Raw genomic sequence first — 20604 nt, forward strand, 5'->3', positions numbered from 1 at the left:
CCCCATATTCCGAAAGGCGCCAGATTTAACAGTCTGGCGCCTTTTTTGTTTTACGGTTTCGGATTTTCGCGGCTGCAGGTTTCGGGTCGCAGGGCAGGGTGCTTCGTCGTATTAATGTTGCTCGATGATGCTGCGCTGCCCGGCGTCCTTGCTTGCGAGGTCGGCTGTCAGGGAGATGATTCAACCGCCTCTATATATAGAAGAGGTTGGCGCAGAGCCCTGGCTTGAATTGGCTGTATTTGCTAACAGGGCGAGGCGCAACCGTTTGTCCCCGCCTTCAAATGGCCTGCTGTTTTTTACCCGTTTTCAGTAGGGTGACTTCTTGAGTTTGACCTACTAGAATGCTTGCCCTTGATTCTTGGGTCGGAAACGGCCGGCTAACGTCTGTGCAACGAGGAATATCCATGCAAGTTTCTGTTGAAAATACTACTGCTCTTGAGCGCCGCATGAGCATCACCGTGCCGGCTGAGCGCATCGAGACTCAGGTCAACAAGCGTCTGCAGCAGACTGCCAAAAAGGCCAAGATTGCTGGCTTCCGTGTTGGCAAGGTGCCAATGAGCGAAATCAAGCGCCGTTTCGGTGCTGATGCGCGCCAGGAAGCAATCGGCGACGTGATCCAGTCCTCCTTCTACGAAGCTGTGGTTGAGCAGAAGCTGAACCCGGCCGGTTCGCCATCGATCGAGCCAAAATCGCTCGAGGCTGGCAAGGATCTGGAATACGTAGCCGTATTCGAAGTGTTCCCAGAGTTCACCGTTGCCGGCTTCGAAGGCATCACCGTCGAGCGCCTGAGCGCTGACGTGGCTGACGCCGATCTGGACAAGATGCTGGACATCCTGCGCAAGCAGAACACCCGTTTCGAAGTGGCCGATCGTGCTGCCCAGAACGAAGACCAGCTGAACATCGATTTCGTTGGCAAGGTTGACGGCGAAGTGTTCGCTGGCGGTTCCGCCAAGGGCACTCAGCTGGTGCTGGGTTCCGGCCGCATGATCCCTGGCTTCGAAGAAGGCCTGGTAGGCGCTAAAGCCGGCGAAGAGCGCGTTCTGAACCTGACCTTCCCAGAGGACTATCAGAACCTGGACCTGGCTGGCAAAACCGCCGAGTTCACCGTGACTGTAAACACCGTTTCCGAGCCAAAACTGCCTGAGCTGAACGAAGAGTTCTTCGCTCAATTCGGTATCAAGGAAAGCGGCATCGACGGTTTCCGCACCGAAGTTCGCAAGAACATGGAACGTGAACTGCGTCAGGCGATCAAATCCAAGGTCAAGAATCAGGTCATGGACGGTCTGCTGGCCACCAACCCGATCGAAGTGCCCAAGGCTCTGCTGTCCAACGAAGTTGACCGTCTGCGCGTGCAGGCTGTTCAGCAGTTCGGTGGCAACATCAAGCCAGACCAACTGCCGGCCGAGCTGTTCGAAGAACAAGCCAAGCGTCGCGTTGTCCTGGGTCTGATCGTGGCTGAAGTGGTCAAGCAGTTCGACCTGAAGCCAGACGAAGCCCGCGTTCGCGAAATGATTCAGGAAATGGCTTCGGCTTACCAGGAGCCTGAGCAGGTCGTGTCCTGGTACTACAAGAACGACCAGCAACTGAACGAAGTTCGTTCGGTTGTGCTGGAAGAACAAGTTGTGGATACTGTTCTGCAGAAAGCTAGCGTGACCGACAAATCGGTCTCTTACGAAGAAGCGGTCAAGCCGGTAGAAGCTCCAAAAGCCGACTGATTGTTTTTGCGTTAGAAGCACACACCATAAGCCAGCCTTCGAGCTGGCTTATGCGTATTCAAGACATGACTATTTGGGAGTGACTGCAGAGCATGTTCCGTAATTCCTATATTCAGCAGAACTCTGATATCCAGGCCGCCGGCGGCCTGGTCCCGATGGTTGTCGAGCAATCTGCTCGTGGCGAGCGCGCCTATGACATCTACTCGCGTCTTCTCAAGGAACGAGTGATCTTTCTGGTGGGTCCGGTAGAGGACTACATGGCCAACCTGATTTGCGCGCAATTGCTGTTCCTTGAAGCGGAAAACCCGGACAAGGACATCCATCTTTATATCAACTCCCCGGGCGGTTCGGTGACAGCGGGCATGTCGATCTACGACACCATGCAGTTCATCAAGCCAAACGTATCGACTACCTGTATCGGTCAGGCGTGCAGCATGGGCGCATTCCTGCTGACGGCCGGTGCACCTGGCAAGCGTTTCTGCCTGCCGAACTCGCGCGTGATGATTCACCAGCCACTGGGCGGTTTCCAAGGGCAGGCATCGGACATCGAAATCCATGCCAAGGAAATCCTCTTCATCCGCGAGCGTCTGAACACGCTGATGGCCAAGCACAGCGGCCGTACGCTTGAAGAAATCGAGCGCGACACCAACCGCGACAACTTCATGAGTGCAGAAGCTGCGAAGGAATACGGTCTGATCGACGAAGTGATCAACCAGCGCCCAGCTTAAAAATAAGCAGCTCAAAATAGGCTTGGTCGGCGCGTCTGATCAGCGGCGGGCTTGAAAAAGCCCGCAATAGCCTTCATCTTGTGTTGCAAGCCTATCGGATTTGGATCGAACGAATGACTGACACCCGCAACGGCGAGGACAACGGCAAGCTGCTCTATTGCTCCTTCTGTGGCAAAAGCCAGCATGAAGTACGCAAATTGATTGCCGGCCCCTCGGTCTTTATCTGCGACGAGTGCGTCGACCTGTGCAATGACATCATCCGCGAGGAGGTGCAGGAAGCACAGGCCGAAAGCAGCGCGCATAAATTGCCTTCGCCTAAAGAAATCAGCGGCATCCTTGATCAGTATGTAATTGGTCAGGAACGTGCCAAGAAGGTTCTGGCAGTAGCGGTGTACAACCACTACAAGCGTCTGAACCAGCGTGACAAAAAGGCTGACGACGTCGAACTCGGCAAAAGCAACATCCTGCTGATCGGCCCGACAGGCTCCGGTAAAACCCTGCTGGCCGAAACTCTGGCCCGCTTGCTGAACGTTCCGTTCACCATCGCCGACGCAACCACCCTCACCGAGGCCGGTTACGTGGGTGAAGACGTCGAGAACATCATTCAGAAGCTGCTGCAGAAGTGCGATTACGACGTAGAGAAAGCCCAGATGGGCATTGTCTACATCGACGAAATCGACAAGATTTCGCGCAAGTCCGACAACCCGTCGATCACCCGGGACGTTTCCGGTGAAGGCGTGCAGCAGGCCTTGCTCAAACTGATCGAAGGCACGGTCGCTTCCGTTCCGCCGCAAGGTGGCCGCAAGCATCCGCAGCAGGAATTTCTTCAGGTTGATACCCGTAACATTCTGTTCATCTGCGGTGGTGCGTTCTCCGGTCTGGAGAAGGTCATTCAGAACCGTTCCACCAAGGGTGGTATCGGATTCAACGCAGAAGTGCGCAGCAAGGAAGAAGGCAAGAAAGTCGGTGAATCCCTGCGTGAAGTCGAGCCTGACGATCTGGTCAAGTTCGGTCTGATCCCGGAATTCGTCGGTCGTCTGCCGGTTCTTGCGACGCTGGACGAGCTGGATGAGGCTGCTTTGATGCAGATTCTCACCGAGCCGAAAAATGCCCTGACCAAACAGTATGCCAAGCTGTTCGAGATGGAAGGCGTGGATCTGGAATTCCGTTCCGACGCGCTGAAATCGGTCGCCAAGCGTGCCCTGGAGCGTAAAACCGGTGCCCGTGGCCTGCGTTCGATTCTCGAAGGTGTACTGCTCGACACGATGTATGAAATCCCCTCGCAGTCCGAGGTGAGCAAAGTCGTGATCGATGAAAGCGTGATCGAAGGCAAGTCCAAGCCACTGTATATCTACGAAAACAGTGAGCCGGCTGCCAAGGCAGCGCCGGACGCGTAAGCGCCCAGCCTGCCGGAACAAGGAAGGGGCCTTCGGGCCTCTTTTTTTTATGTCGTTTTTTACATCCGCTTTGCGCTTGTTTTTTTTCAAGGCAACCCCCATCTTGGTTTCAAGCTTAATTCCATCTGATTACGGCCATATGGCCGCCGTAGAGGCGAAATCATGAAGACCACCATCGAATTGCCTCTCCTGCCATTGCGTGATGTCGTTGTGTATCCGCACATGGTTATCCCGCTGTTCGTGGGGCGCGAGAAATCCATCGAAGCCCTCGAGGCCGCGATGACGGGTGACAAGCAGATCCTGCTGCTGGCCCAGAGAAACCCGGCTGACGACGATCCCGGTGAAGAAGCTCTCTATCGCGTAGGTACTATCGCCACCGTTCTGCAGCTGCTGAAGCTGCCGGACGGCACCGTCAAGGTTCTGGTCGAAGGCGAGCAGCGTGGCGCTGTCGAGCGCTTCAGCGAAGTCGATGGCCACTGCCGTGCCGAAGTGTCGCTGATCGACGAAGTCGACGCCGCCGAGCGCGAATCCGAAGTGTTTGTGCGCAGCCTGCTGTCGCAGTTCGAACAATATGTGCAGTTGGGCAAAAAAGTCCCGGCTGAAGTCCTGTCGTCTCTCAACAGCATCGACGAGCCTGGCCGCCTGGTAGACACCATGGCTGCGCACATGGCGCTGAAGATCGAGCAGAAGCAGGAAATCCTCGAAATCATCGATTTGTCGGCCCGGGTCGAGCACGTTCTGGCCTTGCTGGACGCCGAGATCGACCTGCTGCAAGTCGAAAAACGCATTCGTGGCCGCGTCAAAAAGCAAATGGAGCGCAGTCAGCGCGAGTACTACCTGAATGAGCAGATGAAGGCCATTCAGAAAGAACTCGGCGACAGCGACGAAGGCCACAACGAAATTGAAGACCTGAAAAAGCGCATCGACGCTGCCGGTCTGCCGAAAGACGCGCTGGCCAAGGCCACTGCCGAGCTGAACAAGCTCAAGCAAATGTCGCCGATGTCCGCTGAAGCCACCGTGGTGCGCTCGTACATCGACTGGCTGGTTCAAGTGCCGTGGAAGGCTCAGAGCAAGGTACGTCTGGACCTGGCCCGTGCCGAAGACATTCTCGACGCCGATCACTACGGCCTCGAAGAGGTCAAGGAGCGCATCCTCGAATACCTCGCCGTGCAAAAGCGCGTGAAGAAAATCCGTGGCCCGGTGTTGTGCCTGGTCGGTCCTCCGGGCGTGGGTAAAACCTCGCTGGCCGAGTCGATCGCCCATGCCACCAACCGCAAATTCGTGCGTATGGCCCTCGGTGGCGTGCGTGACGAAGCGGAAATCCGTGGTCACCGTCGGACCTACATCGGTTCGATGCCAGGAAGATTGATTCAAAAGATGACAAAAGTGGGTGTCCGCAACCCGCTGTTCCTGCTCGATGAAATCGACAAAATGGGCAGCGACATGCGTGGCGACCCGGCGTCGGCATTGCTGGAAGTGCTTGATCCGGAGCAGAACCACAACTTCAACGATCACTATCTGGAAGTCGATTACGACCTCTCGGATGTGATGTTCCTGTGCACCTCGAACTCGATGAACATTCCACCGGCGCTGCTGGACCGGATGGAAGTCATCCGTCTGCCGGGCTACACCGAAGACGAGAAGATCAACATTGCGGTCAAGTACCTGTCGCCCAAACAGGTTGCAGCCAACGGCCTGAAGAAGGGCGAGCTGGAATTCGACGAAGAAGCGATCCGCGACATCATCCGTTACTACACCCGCGAAGCCGGTGTGCGTGGCCTCGAGCGGCAGATTGCCAAGGTCTGCCGCAAGGCGGTCAAAGAGCACGCGCTGGAAAAACGCTTCTCGGTAAAAGTGACAGCTGATCTGCTGGAGCATTTCCTCGGCGTTCGCAAGTTCCGCTACGGTCTGGCCGAGCAGCAGGATCAGATCGGACAAGTCACCGGCCTGGCCTGGACTCAGGTGGGCGGCGAACTGCTGACCATCGAAGCCGCTGTGGTGCCGGGCAAAGGTCAACTGATCAAGACCGGTTCGCTGGGTGACGTAATGGTCGAATCGATCACTGCGGCCCTGACCGTTGTGCGCAGCCGTGCCAAGAGCCTGGGCATTCCGCTCGACTTCCACGAGAAGCGCGACACCCACATCCACATGCCGGAAGGCGCTACTCCGAAAGACGGCCCGAGCGCTGGTGTAGGCATGTGTACCGCACTGGTGTCGGCTTTGACGGGTATTCCTGTGCGCGCCGATGTCGCCATGACCGGCGAGATCACCCTGCGTGGTCAAGTTCTCGCCATTGGCGGTCTGAAGGAAAAACTGCTGGCCGCTCACCGTGGCGGAATCAAGACAGTGATTATTCCGGAAGAGAACGTGCGTGATCTGAAGGAGATTCCTGACAATATCAAGCAGGATCTGCAGATCAAACCGGTTAAATGGATTGACGAAGTCCTGCAAATTGCGCTGCAATACGCGCCGGAGCCCTTGCCGGATGTGGCTCCGGAGATAGTTGCCAAGGACGAAAAACGTGAGTCTGACTCTAAGGAAAGAATTAGCACGCATTAATACGCTTTTGCCTGGGGGGCTTCCTTGACAGCTTTTTAGAGCCCTTGTTATAAAGCGGCTCTTAAGTGTCTGTAGGCCATTCAGCACTCGTTTTTGCTTTCACCAAAAAACTTAGAATCATACTCAAATAGATATAAGGGGACTTAGAGTGAACAAGTCGGAACTGATTGATGCTATCGCTGCATCCGCTGATATCCCGAAAGCTGCTGCTGGCCGTGCGCTGGACGCTGTAATCGAATCCGTCACTGGCGCTCTCAAGGCTGGCGACTCCGTTGTTCTGGTTGGTTTCGGTACTTTCTCCGTGACTGATCGTCCAGCTCGCATCGGTCGTAACCCACAGACCGGCAAGACTCTGGAAATCGCGGCAGCCAAAAAACCAGGTTTCAAAGCCGGTAAAGCCCTGAAAGAAGCCGTCAACTAAGTTTGATTCAGGTTTTTACCCATCCGGGTCGGGGTTATGCCTGACTTGGCAGCGGAGCGGTAGAGCAGGCGGTGGGAATAGCTGCCTGTCACACCGGGATCGAGGGTTCGAGCCCTGTCCGCTCCGCCAGTTACGAGAAGGCGCATCCTCGGATGCGCCTTTCTTCTATCCGGATTCTACCCACGCTCCACGGTTGCCTAATTTTGAAGTTCAACCGTTTCTGGGGGACGCATGCTGCAGAATATCAGGGACAATTCACAAGGCTGGATTGCCAAGACCATTATCGGGGTCATCGTTGCACTGATGGCTCTGACCGGTTTCGACGCCATTTTCCAGGCCACGACTCACAAGAATGAGGCGGCCAAGGTCAACGGTGAAGAAATCAGCCAGAACGAGCTGAGCCAGGCGGTGGATATGCAACGCCGTCAGCTGATGCAACAACTGGGCAAGGACTTCGACGCTTCCTTGCTGGACGAAAAAATGCTGCGCGAATCGGCCCTCAAGGGTCTGATCGATCGCAAGCTGCTGCTGCAAGGCGCGGAACAATCGAAATTCGCTTTCTCCGAAGCGGCCCTGGACCAAGTGATCCTGCAGACGCCTGAATTCCAGGTCGACGGCAAGTTCAGCTCCGACCGTTTCGATCAGGTGATCCGTCAACTGGGCTACAGCCGCATGCAGTTCCGCCAGATGCTGGCTCAGGAAATGCTGATCGGCCAACTGCGCGCCGGTGTGGCGGGCAGCGGTTTCGTGACCGATGCTCAGGTGCTGGCCTTCGCCCGTCTGGAAAAACAGACCCGCGACTTCGCCACCCTGAACATCAAGGCTGACCCTTCGGCCGTGAAGCTGACCGATGACGAGGTCAAGGCTTACTACGACGAGCACGCCAAGGAGTTCATGACCCCGGATCAAGTGGTCATCGATTACCTGGAGCTGAAGAAGGCTTCGTTCTTCGATCAGGTCGCCGTCAAGGACGAAGACCTGCAGGCGGCGTATCAGAAAGAGATCGCCAACCTGTCGGAACAGCGTCGTGCGGCGCACATTCTGATCGAAGTCAACGACAAAACCACCGAAGCCCAGGCCAAGGTGAAGATCGAAGAAGTCCAGGCGCGTCTGGCCAAGGGCGAGAAATTCGAAGCGCTGGCCAAGGAGTTCTCGCAGGATCCGGGTTCGGCCAACAACGGCGGTGACCTCGGTTATGCCGGTCCTGGCGTTTACGATCCAGCCTTTGAGAAAGCCCTGTATTCGCTGAACAAGGATCAGGTTTCCGAGCCGGTTCGCACCGACTTCGGTTTCCATCTGATCAAGCTGCTGGGTGTCGAGGCGCCTGAAGTGCCGACTCTGGCCAGCCTGAAAGACAAGCTGACTCGCGAGCTGAAAACCCAGCAAGTCGAGCAGCGTTTCGTCGAGGCGACCAAGCAACTGGAAGACTCTTCGTTCGAAGCATCCGACCTGGCCCAGCCGGCGCAGGATCTGAAGCTGACCGTGCACACCTCCAAGCCGTTCGGCCGTGAAGGTGGCGAAGGCGTTGCAGCCAACCGTGCCGTGGTGACTGCCGCGTTCAGCACCGAGGTGCTGGAAGAGGGTGCCAACAGCACCGCCATCGAGCTGGATCCGGAAACCGTGATCGTGCTGCGCGCCAAGGAGCACCTCAAGCCGACTCAATTGCCGCTGGAAAGCGTGGCCGCTGCCATTCGCACCCAGTTGACCAAAGAGCACGCCAGCGCGGCTGCCAAAACCAAGGCGGAGCAACTGATCGCCAGTCTGCGTGATGGCAAGACCCCTCTGGACAAAGCGGTGGACGGTCAGAGCTGGAAAGTCACTGAAGCGGCGAACCGCGCTCAGGAAGGCGTTGATCCAGCGGTGCTGCAAGCGTTGTTCCGCATGCCGAAACCGGCCGCCAAGGACAAGCCGACCTTCACCAGCGTGACGCTGGCGGACGGTAGCCTGACCATCGTGCGCCTTAATGGCGTGAACGAAGCGGCGGCTCCGACCGATGAAGAGAAAGCGCAATATCGTCGCTTCCTCGCCTCGCGTGTGGGTCAGCAGGACTTCGCGGCGTATCGCAAGCAGCTGGAAGCCGAAGCCGACATCAAGCGTTTCTGATGCCTGGCTGAGCCGCAAGACCCGAGCCCCGGATGAAAATCCGGGGCTTTTTTGTGCGCGTTATCCGGCGTTCGGGAAACCATGGCTTCGCGCATTGACGGTCGCATAAAGGGTCAGCAGCAACAGACCCGCGACAATCCATGGGTAACTTCCGACGCCCAGGTTGTTCAGCAGCAGGCCTCCGACAAGTCCGCCACCGGCAATGCCGACATTCCACAGCGTCACCAGCATTGATTGCGCGGTGTCGGCAGCCTCCCTGGCGGTTTTCGCCAGGGCCGTCTGCAACAGCGAGGGCATCGCGCCGAATGCCAGCCCCCAGACGGCGGTGGCGGTGTAGACCACGCCCGGCCATTCGCGCCACAAGCCCAGTGCGATCGCCGACAGCAGAAACAACAAGCCGCTGACCAATACCAGCTGACGCAGCCAGCGATCAATCAGGCTGCCGACGATCCACAGGCTCAGTACCGACGCCAGGCCGAATACCAGCAACACCCGGTCGATTTCTCCGCCAAGCCCCGAAGGCTGCAGAAAGGGCGCGATATAGGTGTACAACAGGTTGTGCGCGACGACGTAGGAAAGGGTCACGAACAGCACGGATCGCACGCCCGGCAAGGTAAACACCTGACGCAGTGGCAGGCGTTTACCGGCGCGCTCACCGGCAAAGTCCGGCACTTGCCAACGCACCCAGATCACCAGCAGCAACGTCAGCCCGGTCATGATCGCGAAGCTCAGGCGCCAGCCGACTGCCGTACCCAGCAGCGTACCGGCCGGAATGCCCAGCGACAGCGCAAGCGGCGCCCCGAGCATGGCCACCGTAATCGCCCGGCCTTGTAAGTGGGGTGCCACCATCCGACTCGCGTACCCCGCCAGCAAAGCCCACAGCAGCCCGGCGAACACGCCTACGATCAAACGTGCAATCAGGGTCAGCCAGTACAGCTCCGACAGCGCGGTGATGCTGTTGGCGATGGCAAACCCAGCAATGGCCGCCAGCAGCAGTGGGCGTCGACGCCAGCCCCGGGTGGCAATGGTGAGCGGAATCGCCGCCAGCATCGAACCGATGGCGTACAGCGTGACCAGTTGCCCGATCAGTGCCTGAGAAACATCAAGCCCTGCGCTCATTTGCGGCAGCAGGCCGGCGGGCATTGCCTCGGTCAACACGGTGATGAACCCGGCGGTGGCCAGTGCGAGCAGTGCGCCCAGCGGTAATCGTTCTGCGGGTTCGACGGTGCCGGCGAGCGTGGAGGAAGTGAGTGGCGCATCGTTCATGGGCGGGTTTCCATTTTGCCAAAGGAGACGAAGGCCATAGGGTAGGGCGCTGCACATTCGGGAAAAACAGGTTAGGGTTCCGAACATCTCGGACAAGAATGTCGTGAATCAGGGAGGGATGAATGGACAGCCTGGGCAGTATTTCAGTGTTTGTGCAGGTGGCGGAAACCCGCAGCTTTACCGAGGCCGGCCGCCTGCAGGGCGTGTCTTCGTCGGCGGTCGGCAAAAGCATTGCCCGACTGGAGGCACGACTCAATGTGCGGTTGTTTCACCGCACCACTCGCAGCATCACGCTGACCAGTGAAGGCGCGCTGTTTCTTGAACGTTGCCGCAAGATCCTCGCCGAAGTGGAGGCGGCGGAATTTGAACTGTGCGATGCCGCAGCGGCGCCTCACGGCAAGTTGCGGGTCAGCCTGCCCCAGGTGCATGACCTGGTGATGCCGGTCATGAACGAGTTCATGGCGCTGTACCCGCAGATCGAACTGGATCTGGACCTGACCGATCGCATGGTCGATGTGGTTGAAGAGGGCTTCGATGCGGTGATCCGAACGGGTAAGCCTCGGGACTCGCGACTGATGGCACGACCGTTGGGCGAGTTTCATATGGTGTTGGTGGCCAGTCCTGCTTACCTGCGCGAACGCGGCGAACCGCACACCCCGGCCGATCTGGCGGAGCACGCTTGCCTGCGCCATACGTTTCACGCCACCGGCAAACTGGAGTCCTGGCCGTTCAAACGCGAGGAGGGCGCTCCCGAGCCGACCTTGCCGACACGCCTGGTCAGTACGTCGATCGAAGCCGTGCGGCATGCAGCGCTGGCGGGCATGGGCATCGCTTGTCTGCCGGACTTCATGATCCTTGAGGCGCAGCAGCAGGGTCGCCTGCAACGCGTGCTGGATGAGCATCTGGAGCACGTCGGACAGTTCTGGGTGCTGTGGCCGTCGAGCCGGCATGCAACCGCCAAGTTGCGGGTGTTCATCGATCATTTATCGGCGCGACTTTTTCCTGCCACTGAAGGTCGATAGAGTTGTAACTGTTTTAAGACACTAATCCATACGCCGCGGGGCAGCGATCTGTTGCACAATACGCCCCGGACCGTTTTCCCTCAGGATGTTTAATGTTGAATTCTATTCCCGTGCGTTTCATCGGGTTGGCGTTGTTGCTGACCGCCGCTGCCGGCTGCTCCAAGGACAAGCCCATCTACGAGCATGAGAATTTCGACGACTCCGGCACCTTTTCGCGCAATTACCCGGTGACCGACACCGCCAGTTGCGAAGCGGCCCGCCGAGCGTTGCTCAGCCAGGGCTACATCATTACCAGCAACGACCCGAAACTGGTCAGCGGGCACAAGAGCTTCCAGCAGACCGGCGAAACCCACCTGGAGATCAGCTTCAACGTGGTCTGCGCCGATGATGGCAGCGCCGGCCATCACGCCACCGTGTTCGCCAACGCCCTGCAGGACCGCTACGCGCTGAAGAAGACCAACAACTCGGCCAGCCTCGGGGTTGGCGTGTTGGGCTCGGTCTCGATGCCGATCGGCTCGTCTGACGATTCGATGGTCAAGGTGGCCAGCGAAACCGTGTCGTCGCAGAAGTTCTACGAGCGTTTCTTCACGCTGGTCGAGCTGTTCCTGCCGGCTGACGCGAAGAAGGCCGCGCACATCACCGAAAAACCGAAGACCGACCTGGGTGTGCCGGAGGCTAAAGCGGCACCGGCTCCGTTGGCTCCAGCTCCAGCGGCTGAACCGGCCCCAGCACCGGCCGCCGAGCCCGCTGCAGCACCGACGCCAGCGCCTGCAGAAGCGACCCCTGCCAGTTCCGAGCCGGTAGCGCCGCCAGCGGAAGCGGCGCCGATTACCCCGGCACCGGTTACCGAGCCTGCGCCCGCCACGGAAACCATCACGCCACCGGCCAATCCGACGGATATACCGCCGCCCTCCGAGCCGATCCCGGCCATGCCTGCCTCCGGGCAGTGAACTTCACGCCACGCCTCCGACCCCTGTCGGACGCGTGGCGTTTTGTTGTCTCCCTTGAGCTTCTTCCTGCAAGCCCCGTCGAAAAATTTCCCGCGATAAATTCCTGACCGCCTGCTACGTTTATTTCATGAAGGCCGTGTTTCATTTTTCCTTCACACGGGCACTTTATGCTCGAGGCACTGGTCATTTGTTCCAGGCCATTTCAAGCAAGTAGTAGGGGGATTACGCAATGGATGACTATCAAGAAGAACTGCTTGAATTCCAGGCCTTTGAGCTGGATTCACCAGAGCCTGCGGAAGACGCCACCGAGCTGTAAGGCGTCAGCCTGTCTTGCGGTGACTGCGGCGAAATTCGCCCGGTGTCTGGCCGTTCCAGCGCTTGAAGGCGCGCTGGAAAGCTTCGGCCGAGGCAAAGCCCAGCAGGTAGGCAATTTCACCGAATGCCAGTTCGGTGTCGCGGATGTAGGTCATTGCCAGATCACGGCGGGTGTCATTGAGGATCGCGCGAAACTGCGTGCCTTCCTCGGCCAGTTTGCGCCGTAACGTCCAGGTCGGCAGCTTCAGGCGTGCCGCCACTTCTTCCAGATCCGGTTCCCGGCCACCATTGAGCAACGGCCCGAGCAATTGCGTGATGCGTTCGCGCAGGCTGCGGGTGCGGGTCAATTGCTCCAGTTCCCGTTCACACAACCCGAGCAAATGTTTCCAGGTGCTGGGGCAATGCTCCGGGTTGCGTTGGGCCAGGCTGGTGAGGCTCAGGCGCAGTTGATTGTGTTTAGCGCCGAACTGGATCGGGCATTCGCCGAGCACCGCATAGGCGTCGCGATAATCCGGGCTGTCGAATTCGATCTCGATCCGTTCGGCGCGCATGGGCTCGGGGCTGACGCTCGACAGCTGATGCAGCCAGCCGGCAATGATCGAATCCACCACAAAGCGGTTGTACGCGTTGTACGGGCTGATCGAGTAGAAGCGCAGCCACGCACCGCTGGCGTCTTCGTGGAAACTCGACTGGCCGCGATAGTTGGAACCGTACAACGGTTCGAAACGAGTCAGGCAGCGAGCGGCTTCGCGCACGGTCGGGGCCTGCGCGGCGGTCACACCGGCCAGCCCGGCCTGACTCAGGCGACTGAGCCGGCCCATGCGCAACCCCAGTGCCGGATCGCCGGTCAGCTGAATCGCGCCATGCCCCAGGCGCATGTAGCGCGGGATCGACAGGCGGGCGCCGGCTTCGGCCAGTCGTGCGGTGTCCAAACCGTACTGTTCGAGCAATGGCAGCGGATCGACGTCATGGCTGCGTACGGCATCGGCCAGGCTGTGAACAAAGCCCACCGACAGATCCCCGAGACGCATCGGCTGCGGTTTCACGGGTTACAACCAGAGGTTCAGCAGGCGCGCGCCGCGGGCTTCGCTGTCGGCGAATTGCTGGCCGTTGCTGCTGAGGAAACTTTGCCCGGAACTCGGTTTATCCCAGAACTGCCCGCGCAGGAACACACTCATACCGGCCAGCGCCTTGCTGGCCGGCGGTTGCGCGGTCAGGGTCAGTTGATGCCAGGCCTGGCCTTCGCTGACGTCTCCCGGTTTAAGGCTGACCGAGTCCGGCACGCTCAAGCCCTTGTAACCCTTCCACGGTTGATCCCACACGCCATGACCGACGACGAACGCGGGCACCGCGATCAGCTGCGCGCCTTGCTCGTCGAGTTTGCGGTAGTTGTCCGGATACCAACTGTCGCTGCCGATCAACACGCCGAGGCGTCCGGCCGGGGTGTCGATCACATTGATCCGGGAAGCTGCGCGAGTGCCGGATGGTTCGTCCTGATCGAAGATCGGGCGCATCTGCCGCTGTGGCTGGCCGAGCGGGGCGCCATCGCGACCGAAGACCACCGTGCTGTTGTACAGCGCGCCACTGCCGGCCTTGAGTCGGCCGTTGGTGATATTCGGTTCAGGCAGCACGATCGAGCCGGCCACCAGGGTGACGTGGAATTCCTTGGCCAGGCCACCGAACAGTGCCTGATAGTCCTTGGCCATGTCCCGGGACTTCATGCGCAGGTGCGCGTCATCCAGACGGCTGCTGCCCTTGGCGGTGAGCCAGGCGCGAGCAAACTGCACCGGGTTGCTCGCCGCCAGCCAGTTCATTGCTTCGGCGAGGGTGGCGGCCTGGTACAGCTCATCTTTCTCGCCGCTGATCATCAGCCAGGTGCCGACATGCTCCGGCAGGATGACCACGGTTTTTTCATTCAACAGGCCTTGATCCTGCGCCTGCTGCAAATAGGCGGCGAGCTTGCGGTGCAGGCGTTCGGGGCTTTGGTAGTCGGTGGGGAACAGCTCGGGCTGGATGCCCAGCAGGTTGCCGCGATCGGCTGGGGTGCCCTGATCGACCGCGAGTTTGATCCGCAGGTCCGACAGGTAATGACCGGCCGGACGGTCAGCCGCCCACATGGCGTAGAAGGTGAGCGCGGCGATGAGCGCCATGGAAAAAGTCAGGTACAGAAGTTTGCGCATGAAATCCAACAGCAACCGGGTACAGGGTGTGCGGACAGGGTAGGGCGCCAGCCCCGGCTTGCCAAGGGGCGCTGCGCATTTGGATCAATAACTTGTCAGTTACGGTCATTGAGTGACAGCGATGCGACTCCTAATCTGTCGAGCATGACTGACGGGGGACGCAGAGCTCCCGCATTTTCCGTGATTGCTTGCTGTGGAGTTAACGATGACCGCCACTCAATACCCGCACCTGTTGGCCCCGCTGGACCTGGGATTCACCACGTTGCGCAACCGCACCCTGATGGGTTCGATGCACACCGGCCTTGAAGAGAAGCCGGGTGGTTTCGAACGCATGGCGGCGTATTTCGCCGAGCGTGCCCGTGGCGGTGTCGGCCTGATGGTGACCGGCGGTATCGGTCCGAACGACGAGGGCGGTGTGTATTCCGGCGCGGCCAAGCTGACCACCGAGGAAGAAGCGCTCAAGCACCGCATCGTCACCCGTGCCGTGCATGATGCGGGCGGCAAGATCTGCATGCAGATCCTCCACGCCGGCCGTTATGCCTACAGCCCGAAACAGGTCGCACCGAGCGCGATCCAGGCGCCGATCAACCCGTTCAAGCCCAAAGAGCTGGACGAGGAAGGCATCGAGAAACAGATCCGCGATTTCGTCACCTGCTCGGTTCTGGCCCAGACCGCCGAGTACGATGGCGTGGAAATCATGGGCTCGGAAGGTTATTTCATTAACCAGTTCCTCGCCGCCCACACCAACCACCGCACCGACCGTTGGGGCGGCAGCTACGAAAACCGCATGCGCCTGCCGGTGGAAATCGTACGCCGCGTACGTGAAGCGGTCGGCCCGAACTTCATCATCATCTTCCGTCTGTCGATGCTCGATCTGGTGGAAGGCGGTAGCACATGGGAAGAAATCGTCACCCTGGCCAAAGCCATCGAGCAGGCCGGTGCGACCCTCATCAACACCGGCATCGGCTGGCACGAAGCGCGGATTCCGACCATCGCCACCAAAGTGCCGCGTGCGGCGTTCAGCAAGGTCACGGCCAAGCTGCGTGGCTCGGTGAAAATTCCGCTGATCACCACCAACCGCATCAACACCCCGGAAATTGCCGAGCAGATCCTTGCTGAAGGCGATGCCGACATGGTCTCGATGGCGCGGCCGTTCCTCGCCGACCCGGACTTCGTCAACAAGGCCGCCGAAGGTCGCGCCGACGAAATCAACACCTGCATCGGTTGCAACCAGGCCTGCCTCGATCACACCTTCGGCGGCAAGCTCACCAGTTGCCTGGTCAACCCGCGTGCCTGCCACGAGACCGAACTCAACTACCTGCCGGTCAAGCAGATCAAGAAGATCGCCGTGGTCGGTGCCGGTCCTGCCGGTCTGTCCGCCGCCACCGTGGCCGCCGAGCGCGGGCATCAGGTGACGCTGTTCGATTCGGCCAGCGAAATCGGTGGCCAGTTCAACGTCGCCAAACGTGTGCCGGGCAAGGAAGAGTTTTACGAAACCCTGCGTTACTTCAAACGTAAACTGCAGACCACCAACGTCGAGGTGTGCCTGAACACCCGCGTTGACGTGGCGAAACTGGTCGAGGGCGGTTACGACGAAGTCATTCTGGCGACCGGCATTGCGCCGCGTCTTCCGGCGATTCCGGGTGTCGACAACGCTAAAGTGCTGAGCTACCTGGATGTGCTGCTCGAGCGCAAACCGGTCGGCAAGCGTGTGGCGGTGATCGGTGCCGGCGGTATCGGTTTCGACGTGTCGGAATTCCTCGTCCACGAAGGGGTGGCCACCAGTCAGGATCGCGCCGCGTTCTGGAAAGAGTGGGGCATCGACATGCATCTGGAAGCCCGTGGTGGCGTGGCCGGGATCAAGGCTGCACCGCACGCACCGGCGCGCGACGTGTTCCTGCTGCAACGCAAGAAATCCAAGGTCGGCGACGGTCTGGGCAAGACCACCGGCTGGATTCACCGCACCGGTCTGAAGAACAAGCAGGTGCAGATGCTCAACAGCGTCGAATACCTGAAAATCGACGACGAAGGCCTGCACATCCGCATCGGCGAAACCGGCGAGCCGCAAGTGCTGCCGGTGGACAACATCGTCATCTGCGCCGGCCAGGATCCGCTGCGCGAGCTGCACGACGGTTTGGTCGAAGCCGGGCAGAACGTGCACCTGATCGGCGGCGCCGATGTGGCGGCCGAGCTGGATGCCAAACGTGCGATCAATCAGGGCTCGCGTCTGGCCGCCGAGCTCTGATCCACCCTAGAATGCCGGCTCTTTGCACAGAGCCGGCCTTCATGTTTCTGCCTCCCACCGACTGGCTACCTCAAGCCCCCCTCGATCCCTTTCATCTGGACTGGCTCACCGCCGCCGGCATTGAAGTCGCGGTCCTGCGCCTGGACCGTATCGATCCGCTGATCAGCGGCAACAAGTGGTTCAAACTTGTCGAACATCTCAACGCCGCCGACCGTGCGGGTGCCGAAGGCATCATCAGCCTGGGCGGTGCGCACTCCAATCATTTGCATGCACTGGCGGCTGCGGGCAAACGCCTGGGATTCACAACCGTCGGGTTATTGCGCGGGCATCCGCAGGACACGCCGACGGTCAGGGATCTGCAGGATTTCGGCATGCAACTGCACTGGCTTGGTTACGGCGGCTATCGGGCGCGACACGAGCCGGGGTTCTGGCAGCCGTGGCAGGCGCAATATCCGACGCTGCATCCGGTGCCCGAAGGGGGCGGCGGTTTGCCGGGGGCGCTGGGGTGCGAGGCGCTGAAGGATCAGGTCAGTGAACAACTCGGCAAACTTGGCTGGGACGACTACCACGGTTGGTGGCTGGCCTGCGGCACGGGCACCACGCTCGCGGGATTGGTGTTGGCCGAGGCCGGACAACATGCGGTGTACGGCGCAATGGCCGTGCCCGACGATCACGGGGCCGCAACCAATGTCGAGGCAATTGTCGGTGAGATGGGAGGCTACGAGCTGATCGACGCCAGCCGTGGCGGTTTCGCCAAAGTCGATCCGGCGCTGCTTGAATTCATCGCGCAAACCGAACAGGCCAGCGGCATTCCCCTCGAACCGCTGTACACCGGCAAGGCCTTGCTGGCGCTCAAACAACAGATCGAGGCGGGCCGCTTTGCCCGGGGTTCGCGCTTGATCTTCGTCCACACCGGCGGCTTGCAGGGCCGGCGCGGATTCGACGGTTAACCCTGGCTGCGCTTGGGCATCATCCGCAGCAACGTGTTATCGCGCACCACGTAATGGTGATAGATCCCCGCCAGCGCATGCAGACCGATCAGCCAGTAGCCGATGGTGCTGATCAGCACATGCCAGTGCTCGACCTCTTTGGCGAACACCTTGTCTTCACTCACCAGCAACGGCAGGTCGAAACCGTAGAACATCACCTGATGACCTTCGGCGCTGGTGATCAGCCAGCCGAGGATCGGCATGCTGATCATGAACAGGTACAAGGCCCAGTGCATCAAGCGTGCGAGGGCGGTTTGCCACTGTGGCGAAGCCGGGAAGATTTTCGGCGCAGGGCCCAGGCTGCGGGCGAACAGGCGAAACCAGACCAGCACGAACACGGTCAGCCCGAGCATGTAATGCACTTCGCGGATCAGCGTGCGACCGCCACTGCCCTTGGGAAACAGCCCGCGCAATTCCATGCTGGCGTACACCAGCACCAACAGCACCAGCATCAGCCAGTGCAACAGGATCGACACGGTGCTGTAACGGGATTCGGAATTTGTCCACGGCATACGGCGTTCCTCACGGTTCAGGGCTCAAGCGTGCCGTTCTGCGACGGCATGCCTTAACTGTAATCCCCTTTGGCGCGTTTGCCCGAGGCTAAAAAAGCTTTCACTGAGCTGAGTCAGCGATTTGACTGAAAACGCCCATGAAAAAACGCCAGTGTCGGGCAGACACTGGCGTTTTTTTTGCCGCGATGGATGCAATCAGCTGCTTTGCGGCATCTCGCCGTTGGCCAGGCGCTTGTTGATGTCGGCGATCACTTCCGGCAGATCGCTGATGGTGTCGATCATGTAGTGCGGGCGCGAGCCGTCGAACAGCGCGTGAATGCGCTTGCGCTCGCTGGCCAGCGCGTCGCTGCCCAGTGCGCGATAGCCTTCGTAATCCAGGCCCAGCGCGTTGCCGGAGCAGATCAGCGCCACGGTCCACATCCCGGCGCGACGGCCTTCGAGAATCCCCGGCACGGTGTCGTCGATCTTCACGCAGGCGGCGACATCGTCGATGCCTAGCGCAATCACGTTGGCCAGTGCTTGGGCCGGCCATGGGCGGCCGTTCGGCACTTCGTCGGTGGCGACGACGTGGTCGGCGATGTAGCCGTTGGTGGCGGCCAGTGCCACGACCTTGTCCATAACCTGCTTCGGATAACCGGAGCAGGAACCGATCTTGATCCCTTGCTGACGCAGGTGGGCGATGGTCTCCAGCGCACCGGGAATCAGCGCCGAGTGCTCTGCGATTTTCTCGTTCTGCAGCGGCATGAAACGGTTGTAGATCGCGGTGACGTCGTCGTCGGTCGGGGTGCGACCGAACGCCTTGCGATAGCGCTCGGCAACCTGCGGCTGATCGCACAGGGTGCGGATGTGATCCCACTTGCCCATGCCCATCGGGCCACGTGCTTCTTCGATGGAAACCTGGACGTCGAACTCGGCGAAGGCTTCGACGAAGATCTGGGTCGGTGCAAAAGAACCGAAGTCGACCACGGTGCCGGCCCAGTCGAGGATGGCGGCTTGCAGCTGGGTTGGGTTGTTGTAGTTCATGTTGGTCAGAATCCTGTGTGGGCGATGCAATTCAAATAAGGGAGCGGGCCGGGTGAATCAGATGTCGAGCACTTCCATCTCGCACAGCACTTCACCCACCGCCGCGACGGCTTCGCGCATCTGCGCCGGGGTGACGTGGCCGATGCAGCCGACGCGGAAGGTTTCGACCTGGGTCAGCTTGCCGGGGTAGAGGATGTAACCCTTGGCTTTGACCCGTTCGTAGAAGTCCTTGAACTGGTAGCGCGGATCTTTCGGTGCGTGGAAGGTCGCGATGATCGGCGCCTGAATCGCAGCAGGCAGGAAACTGCGCAAGCCGAGTTTGCCCATCTCTTCCATCAATGCCTGGCAGTTGGCGGCGTAACGCGCATGCCGTGCCGGCAGGCCGCCTTCTTCGTTGTATTGCAGCAGCGCTTCGTGCAGCGCCGCGACTACGTGGGTTGGCGGGGTGAACCGCCACTGGCCGGTCTTCTTCATGTAGCTGTGCTGGTCGAACAGGTCCATCGCCAGCGAATGCGAATTGCCAGCGGCTGCGGCCAAAGATTCCTTGCGGGCAAACACGAAGCCCATGCCCGGCACGCCTTCCAGGCATTTGCCGGAGGCGGCGATCAGCGCATCGAACGGGATTTTTTGTGCATCCACCGGTAAGGCGCCGAAGGAACTCATGGCGTCGATGATCAGGCGTTTGCCGTGTTGTTCGACGACCTGAGCGATTTCCGGCAGCGGATTGAGAATACCGGTGCTGGTTTCGCAGTGGATCAGCGCGACGTGGGTAATGTCGCCGTCGGCGCGCAGCAGGCGGTCGACGTCGGCGGCGGTGGTCGGTTCGTCTTCAGCGGTTTCAAAGGTGCTGAACGAGCGGCCGAGCACTTCGCAGATTTTCGCCAGACGCTTGCCGTAGGCGCCGTTGATCAGCACCAGCACCTTGCCGTCGCGGGGGACGAGGGTGCCGATCGCAGCTTCGACGGCGAAGGTGCCGCTGCCCTGCAACGGTACGCAGTGGTGGCTGTCGGCGCCGTTGAGGATCGCCAGCAGTTGCTCGCACAGGCTGGCGGTCAATTGGTTGAAGCGGTCATCCCATGAACCCCAGTCGACCATCATCGCCTGGCGGGTGCGGGCCGAGGTGGTCAACGGGCCGGGAGTGAGCAGGATGGGTGCGGCAGTACTCATTCGTGTGTCCTC

At 59.9% G+C, this 20604-nt stretch carries 16 protein-coding genes; 10 read left to right on the forward strand and 6 right to left on the reverse strand.

The window, feature by feature from the left end; all coding sequences use genetic code 11:
* Positions 1-404 precede the first annotated feature (404 nt).
* The 6 genes from tig to AC07Y2_RS14280 all read left to right on the forward strand — a co-directional run bounded on the left by tig (position 405) and on the right by AC07Y2_RS14280 (position 8923).
* Positions 405-1715, forward strand: coding sequence for a trigger factor (gene tig, locus AC07Y2_RS14255; RefSeq protein WP_074689056.1), 1311 nt, complete (start codon positions 405-407; stop codon positions 1713-1715).
* Between the two features lie 92 nt (positions 1716-1807).
* Positions 1808-2443, forward strand: coding sequence for an ATP-dependent Clp endopeptidase proteolytic subunit ClpP (gene clpP, locus AC07Y2_RS14260; protein ID WP_007951559.1), 636 nt, complete (start codon positions 1808-1810; stop codon positions 2441-2443).
* A gap of 113 nt (positions 2444-2556) precedes the next feature.
* A complete protein-coding gene (gene clpX / locus AC07Y2_RS14265) occupies positions 2557-3840 on the forward strand; it encodes an ATP-dependent Clp protease ATP-binding subunit ClpX (RefSeq protein ID WP_007951558.1) in 1284 nt (427 codons plus the stop codon).
* Between the two features lie 162 nt (positions 3841-4002).
* Entirely contained in the window at positions 4003-6399 is a 2397-nt protein-coding gene (gene lon, locus AC07Y2_RS14270) for an endopeptidase La (RefSeq protein ID WP_039767614.1), read from the forward strand.
* A 148-nt stretch (positions 6400-6547) separates the two neighbouring features.
* On the forward strand, positions 6548-6820 hold the full coding sequence (locus tag AC07Y2_RS14275) for an HU family DNA-binding protein (protein ID WP_002552737.1): 273 nt from the start codon (positions 6548-6550) through the stop codon (positions 6818-6820).
* A gap of 231 nt (positions 6821-7051) precedes the next feature.
* A complete protein-coding gene (locus AC07Y2_RS14280; RefSeq protein ID WP_103386206.1) occupies positions 7052-8923 on the forward strand; it encodes a SurA N-terminal domain-containing protein in 1872 nt (623 codons plus the stop codon).
* 60 nt (positions 8924-8983) lie between these two features.
* Here AC07Y2_RS14280 and AC07Y2_RS14285 read toward each other — a convergent pair whose 3' ends face one another.
* Positions 8984-10189 (reverse strand): MFS transporter, encoded by a 1206-nt coding sequence (locus tag AC07Y2_RS14285; protein ID WP_103386205.1) that lies wholly within the window; start codon positions 10187-10189, stop codon positions 8984-8986.
* Positions 10190-10311: 122 nt separating this feature from the next.
* On the opposite strand from AC07Y2_RS14285, the gene AC07Y2_RS14290 reads away from it, so the two are divergent.
* Positions 10312-11211, forward strand: coding sequence for a LysR family transcriptional regulator (locus tag AC07Y2_RS14290; protein WP_103386204.1), 900 nt, complete (start codon positions 10312-10314; stop codon positions 11209-11211).
* 92 nt (positions 11212-11303) lie between these two features.
* The gene (locus AC07Y2_RS14295) at positions 11304-12161 is read left to right on the forward strand and encodes a DUF2242 domain-containing protein (protein ID WP_039767568.1); all 858 of its coding nucleotides are present in this window, start codon (positions 11304-11306) and stop codon (positions 12159-12161) included.
* A 320-nt stretch (positions 12162-12481) separates the two neighbouring features.
* Here the strand turns inward: AC07Y2_RS14295 and AC07Y2_RS14300 are convergent, their stop codons facing one another.
* A complete protein-coding gene (locus AC07Y2_RS14300) occupies positions 12482-13522 on the reverse strand; it encodes an AraC family transcriptional regulator (RefSeq protein ID WP_103386203.1) in 1041 nt (346 codons plus the stop codon).
* 3 nt (positions 13523-13525) lie between these two features.
* Positions 13526-14656: a nitrilase-related carbon-nitrogen hydrolase gene (locus tag AC07Y2_RS14305; RefSeq protein WP_103386223.1), complete on the reverse strand. Its 1131-nt coding sequence runs from the start codon at positions 14654-14656 to the stop codon at positions 13526-13528.
* Positions 14657-14861: 205 nt separating this feature from the next.
* Here AC07Y2_RS14305 and AC07Y2_RS14310 point away from each other — a divergent pair, with 205 nt between their 5' ends.
* Both AC07Y2_RS14310 and AC07Y2_RS14315 read left to right on the forward strand, forming a co-directional pair.
* Entirely contained in the window at positions 14862-16901 is a 2040-nt protein-coding gene (locus AC07Y2_RS14310; RefSeq protein WP_103386202.1) for an NADPH-dependent 2,4-dienoyl-CoA reductase, read from the forward strand.
* 41 nt (positions 16902-16942) lie between these two features.
* Positions 16943-17851, forward strand: coding sequence for a 1-aminocyclopropane-1-carboxylate deaminase/D-cysteine desulfhydrase (locus AC07Y2_RS14315; RefSeq protein ID WP_103386201.1), 909 nt, complete (start codon positions 16943-16945; stop codon positions 17849-17851).
* Here AC07Y2_RS14315 and AC07Y2_RS14320 read toward each other — a convergent pair.
* The 3 genes from AC07Y2_RS14320 to AC07Y2_RS14330 all read right to left on the reverse strand — a co-directional run bounded on the left by AC07Y2_RS14320 (position 17848) and on the right by AC07Y2_RS14330 (position 20592).
* Complete coding sequence (locus tag AC07Y2_RS14320; protein ID WP_039767559.1) at positions 17848-18402, reverse strand: cytochrome b; 555 nt, start codon at positions 18400-18402, stop codon at positions 17848-17850. The two genes, AC07Y2_RS14315 and AC07Y2_RS14320, sit on opposite strands and share 4 nt — an antisense overlap.
* 195 nt (positions 18403-18597) lie before the next feature.
* On the reverse strand, positions 18598-19425 hold the full coding sequence (gene phnX / locus AC07Y2_RS14325; protein WP_103386200.1) for a phosphonoacetaldehyde hydrolase: 828 nt from the start codon (positions 19423-19425) through the stop codon (positions 18598-18600).
* A gap of 57 nt (positions 19426-19482) precedes the next feature.
* On the reverse strand, positions 19483-20592 hold the full coding sequence (locus AC07Y2_RS14330; protein WP_103386199.1) for a 2-aminoethylphosphonate--pyruvate transaminase: 1110 nt from the start codon (positions 20590-20592) through the stop codon (positions 19483-19485).
* Positions 20593-20604: the final 12 nt, after the last annotated feature.

It is taken from the genome of Pseudomonas sp. GW456-12-1-14-TSB6, assembly GCF_059424205.1.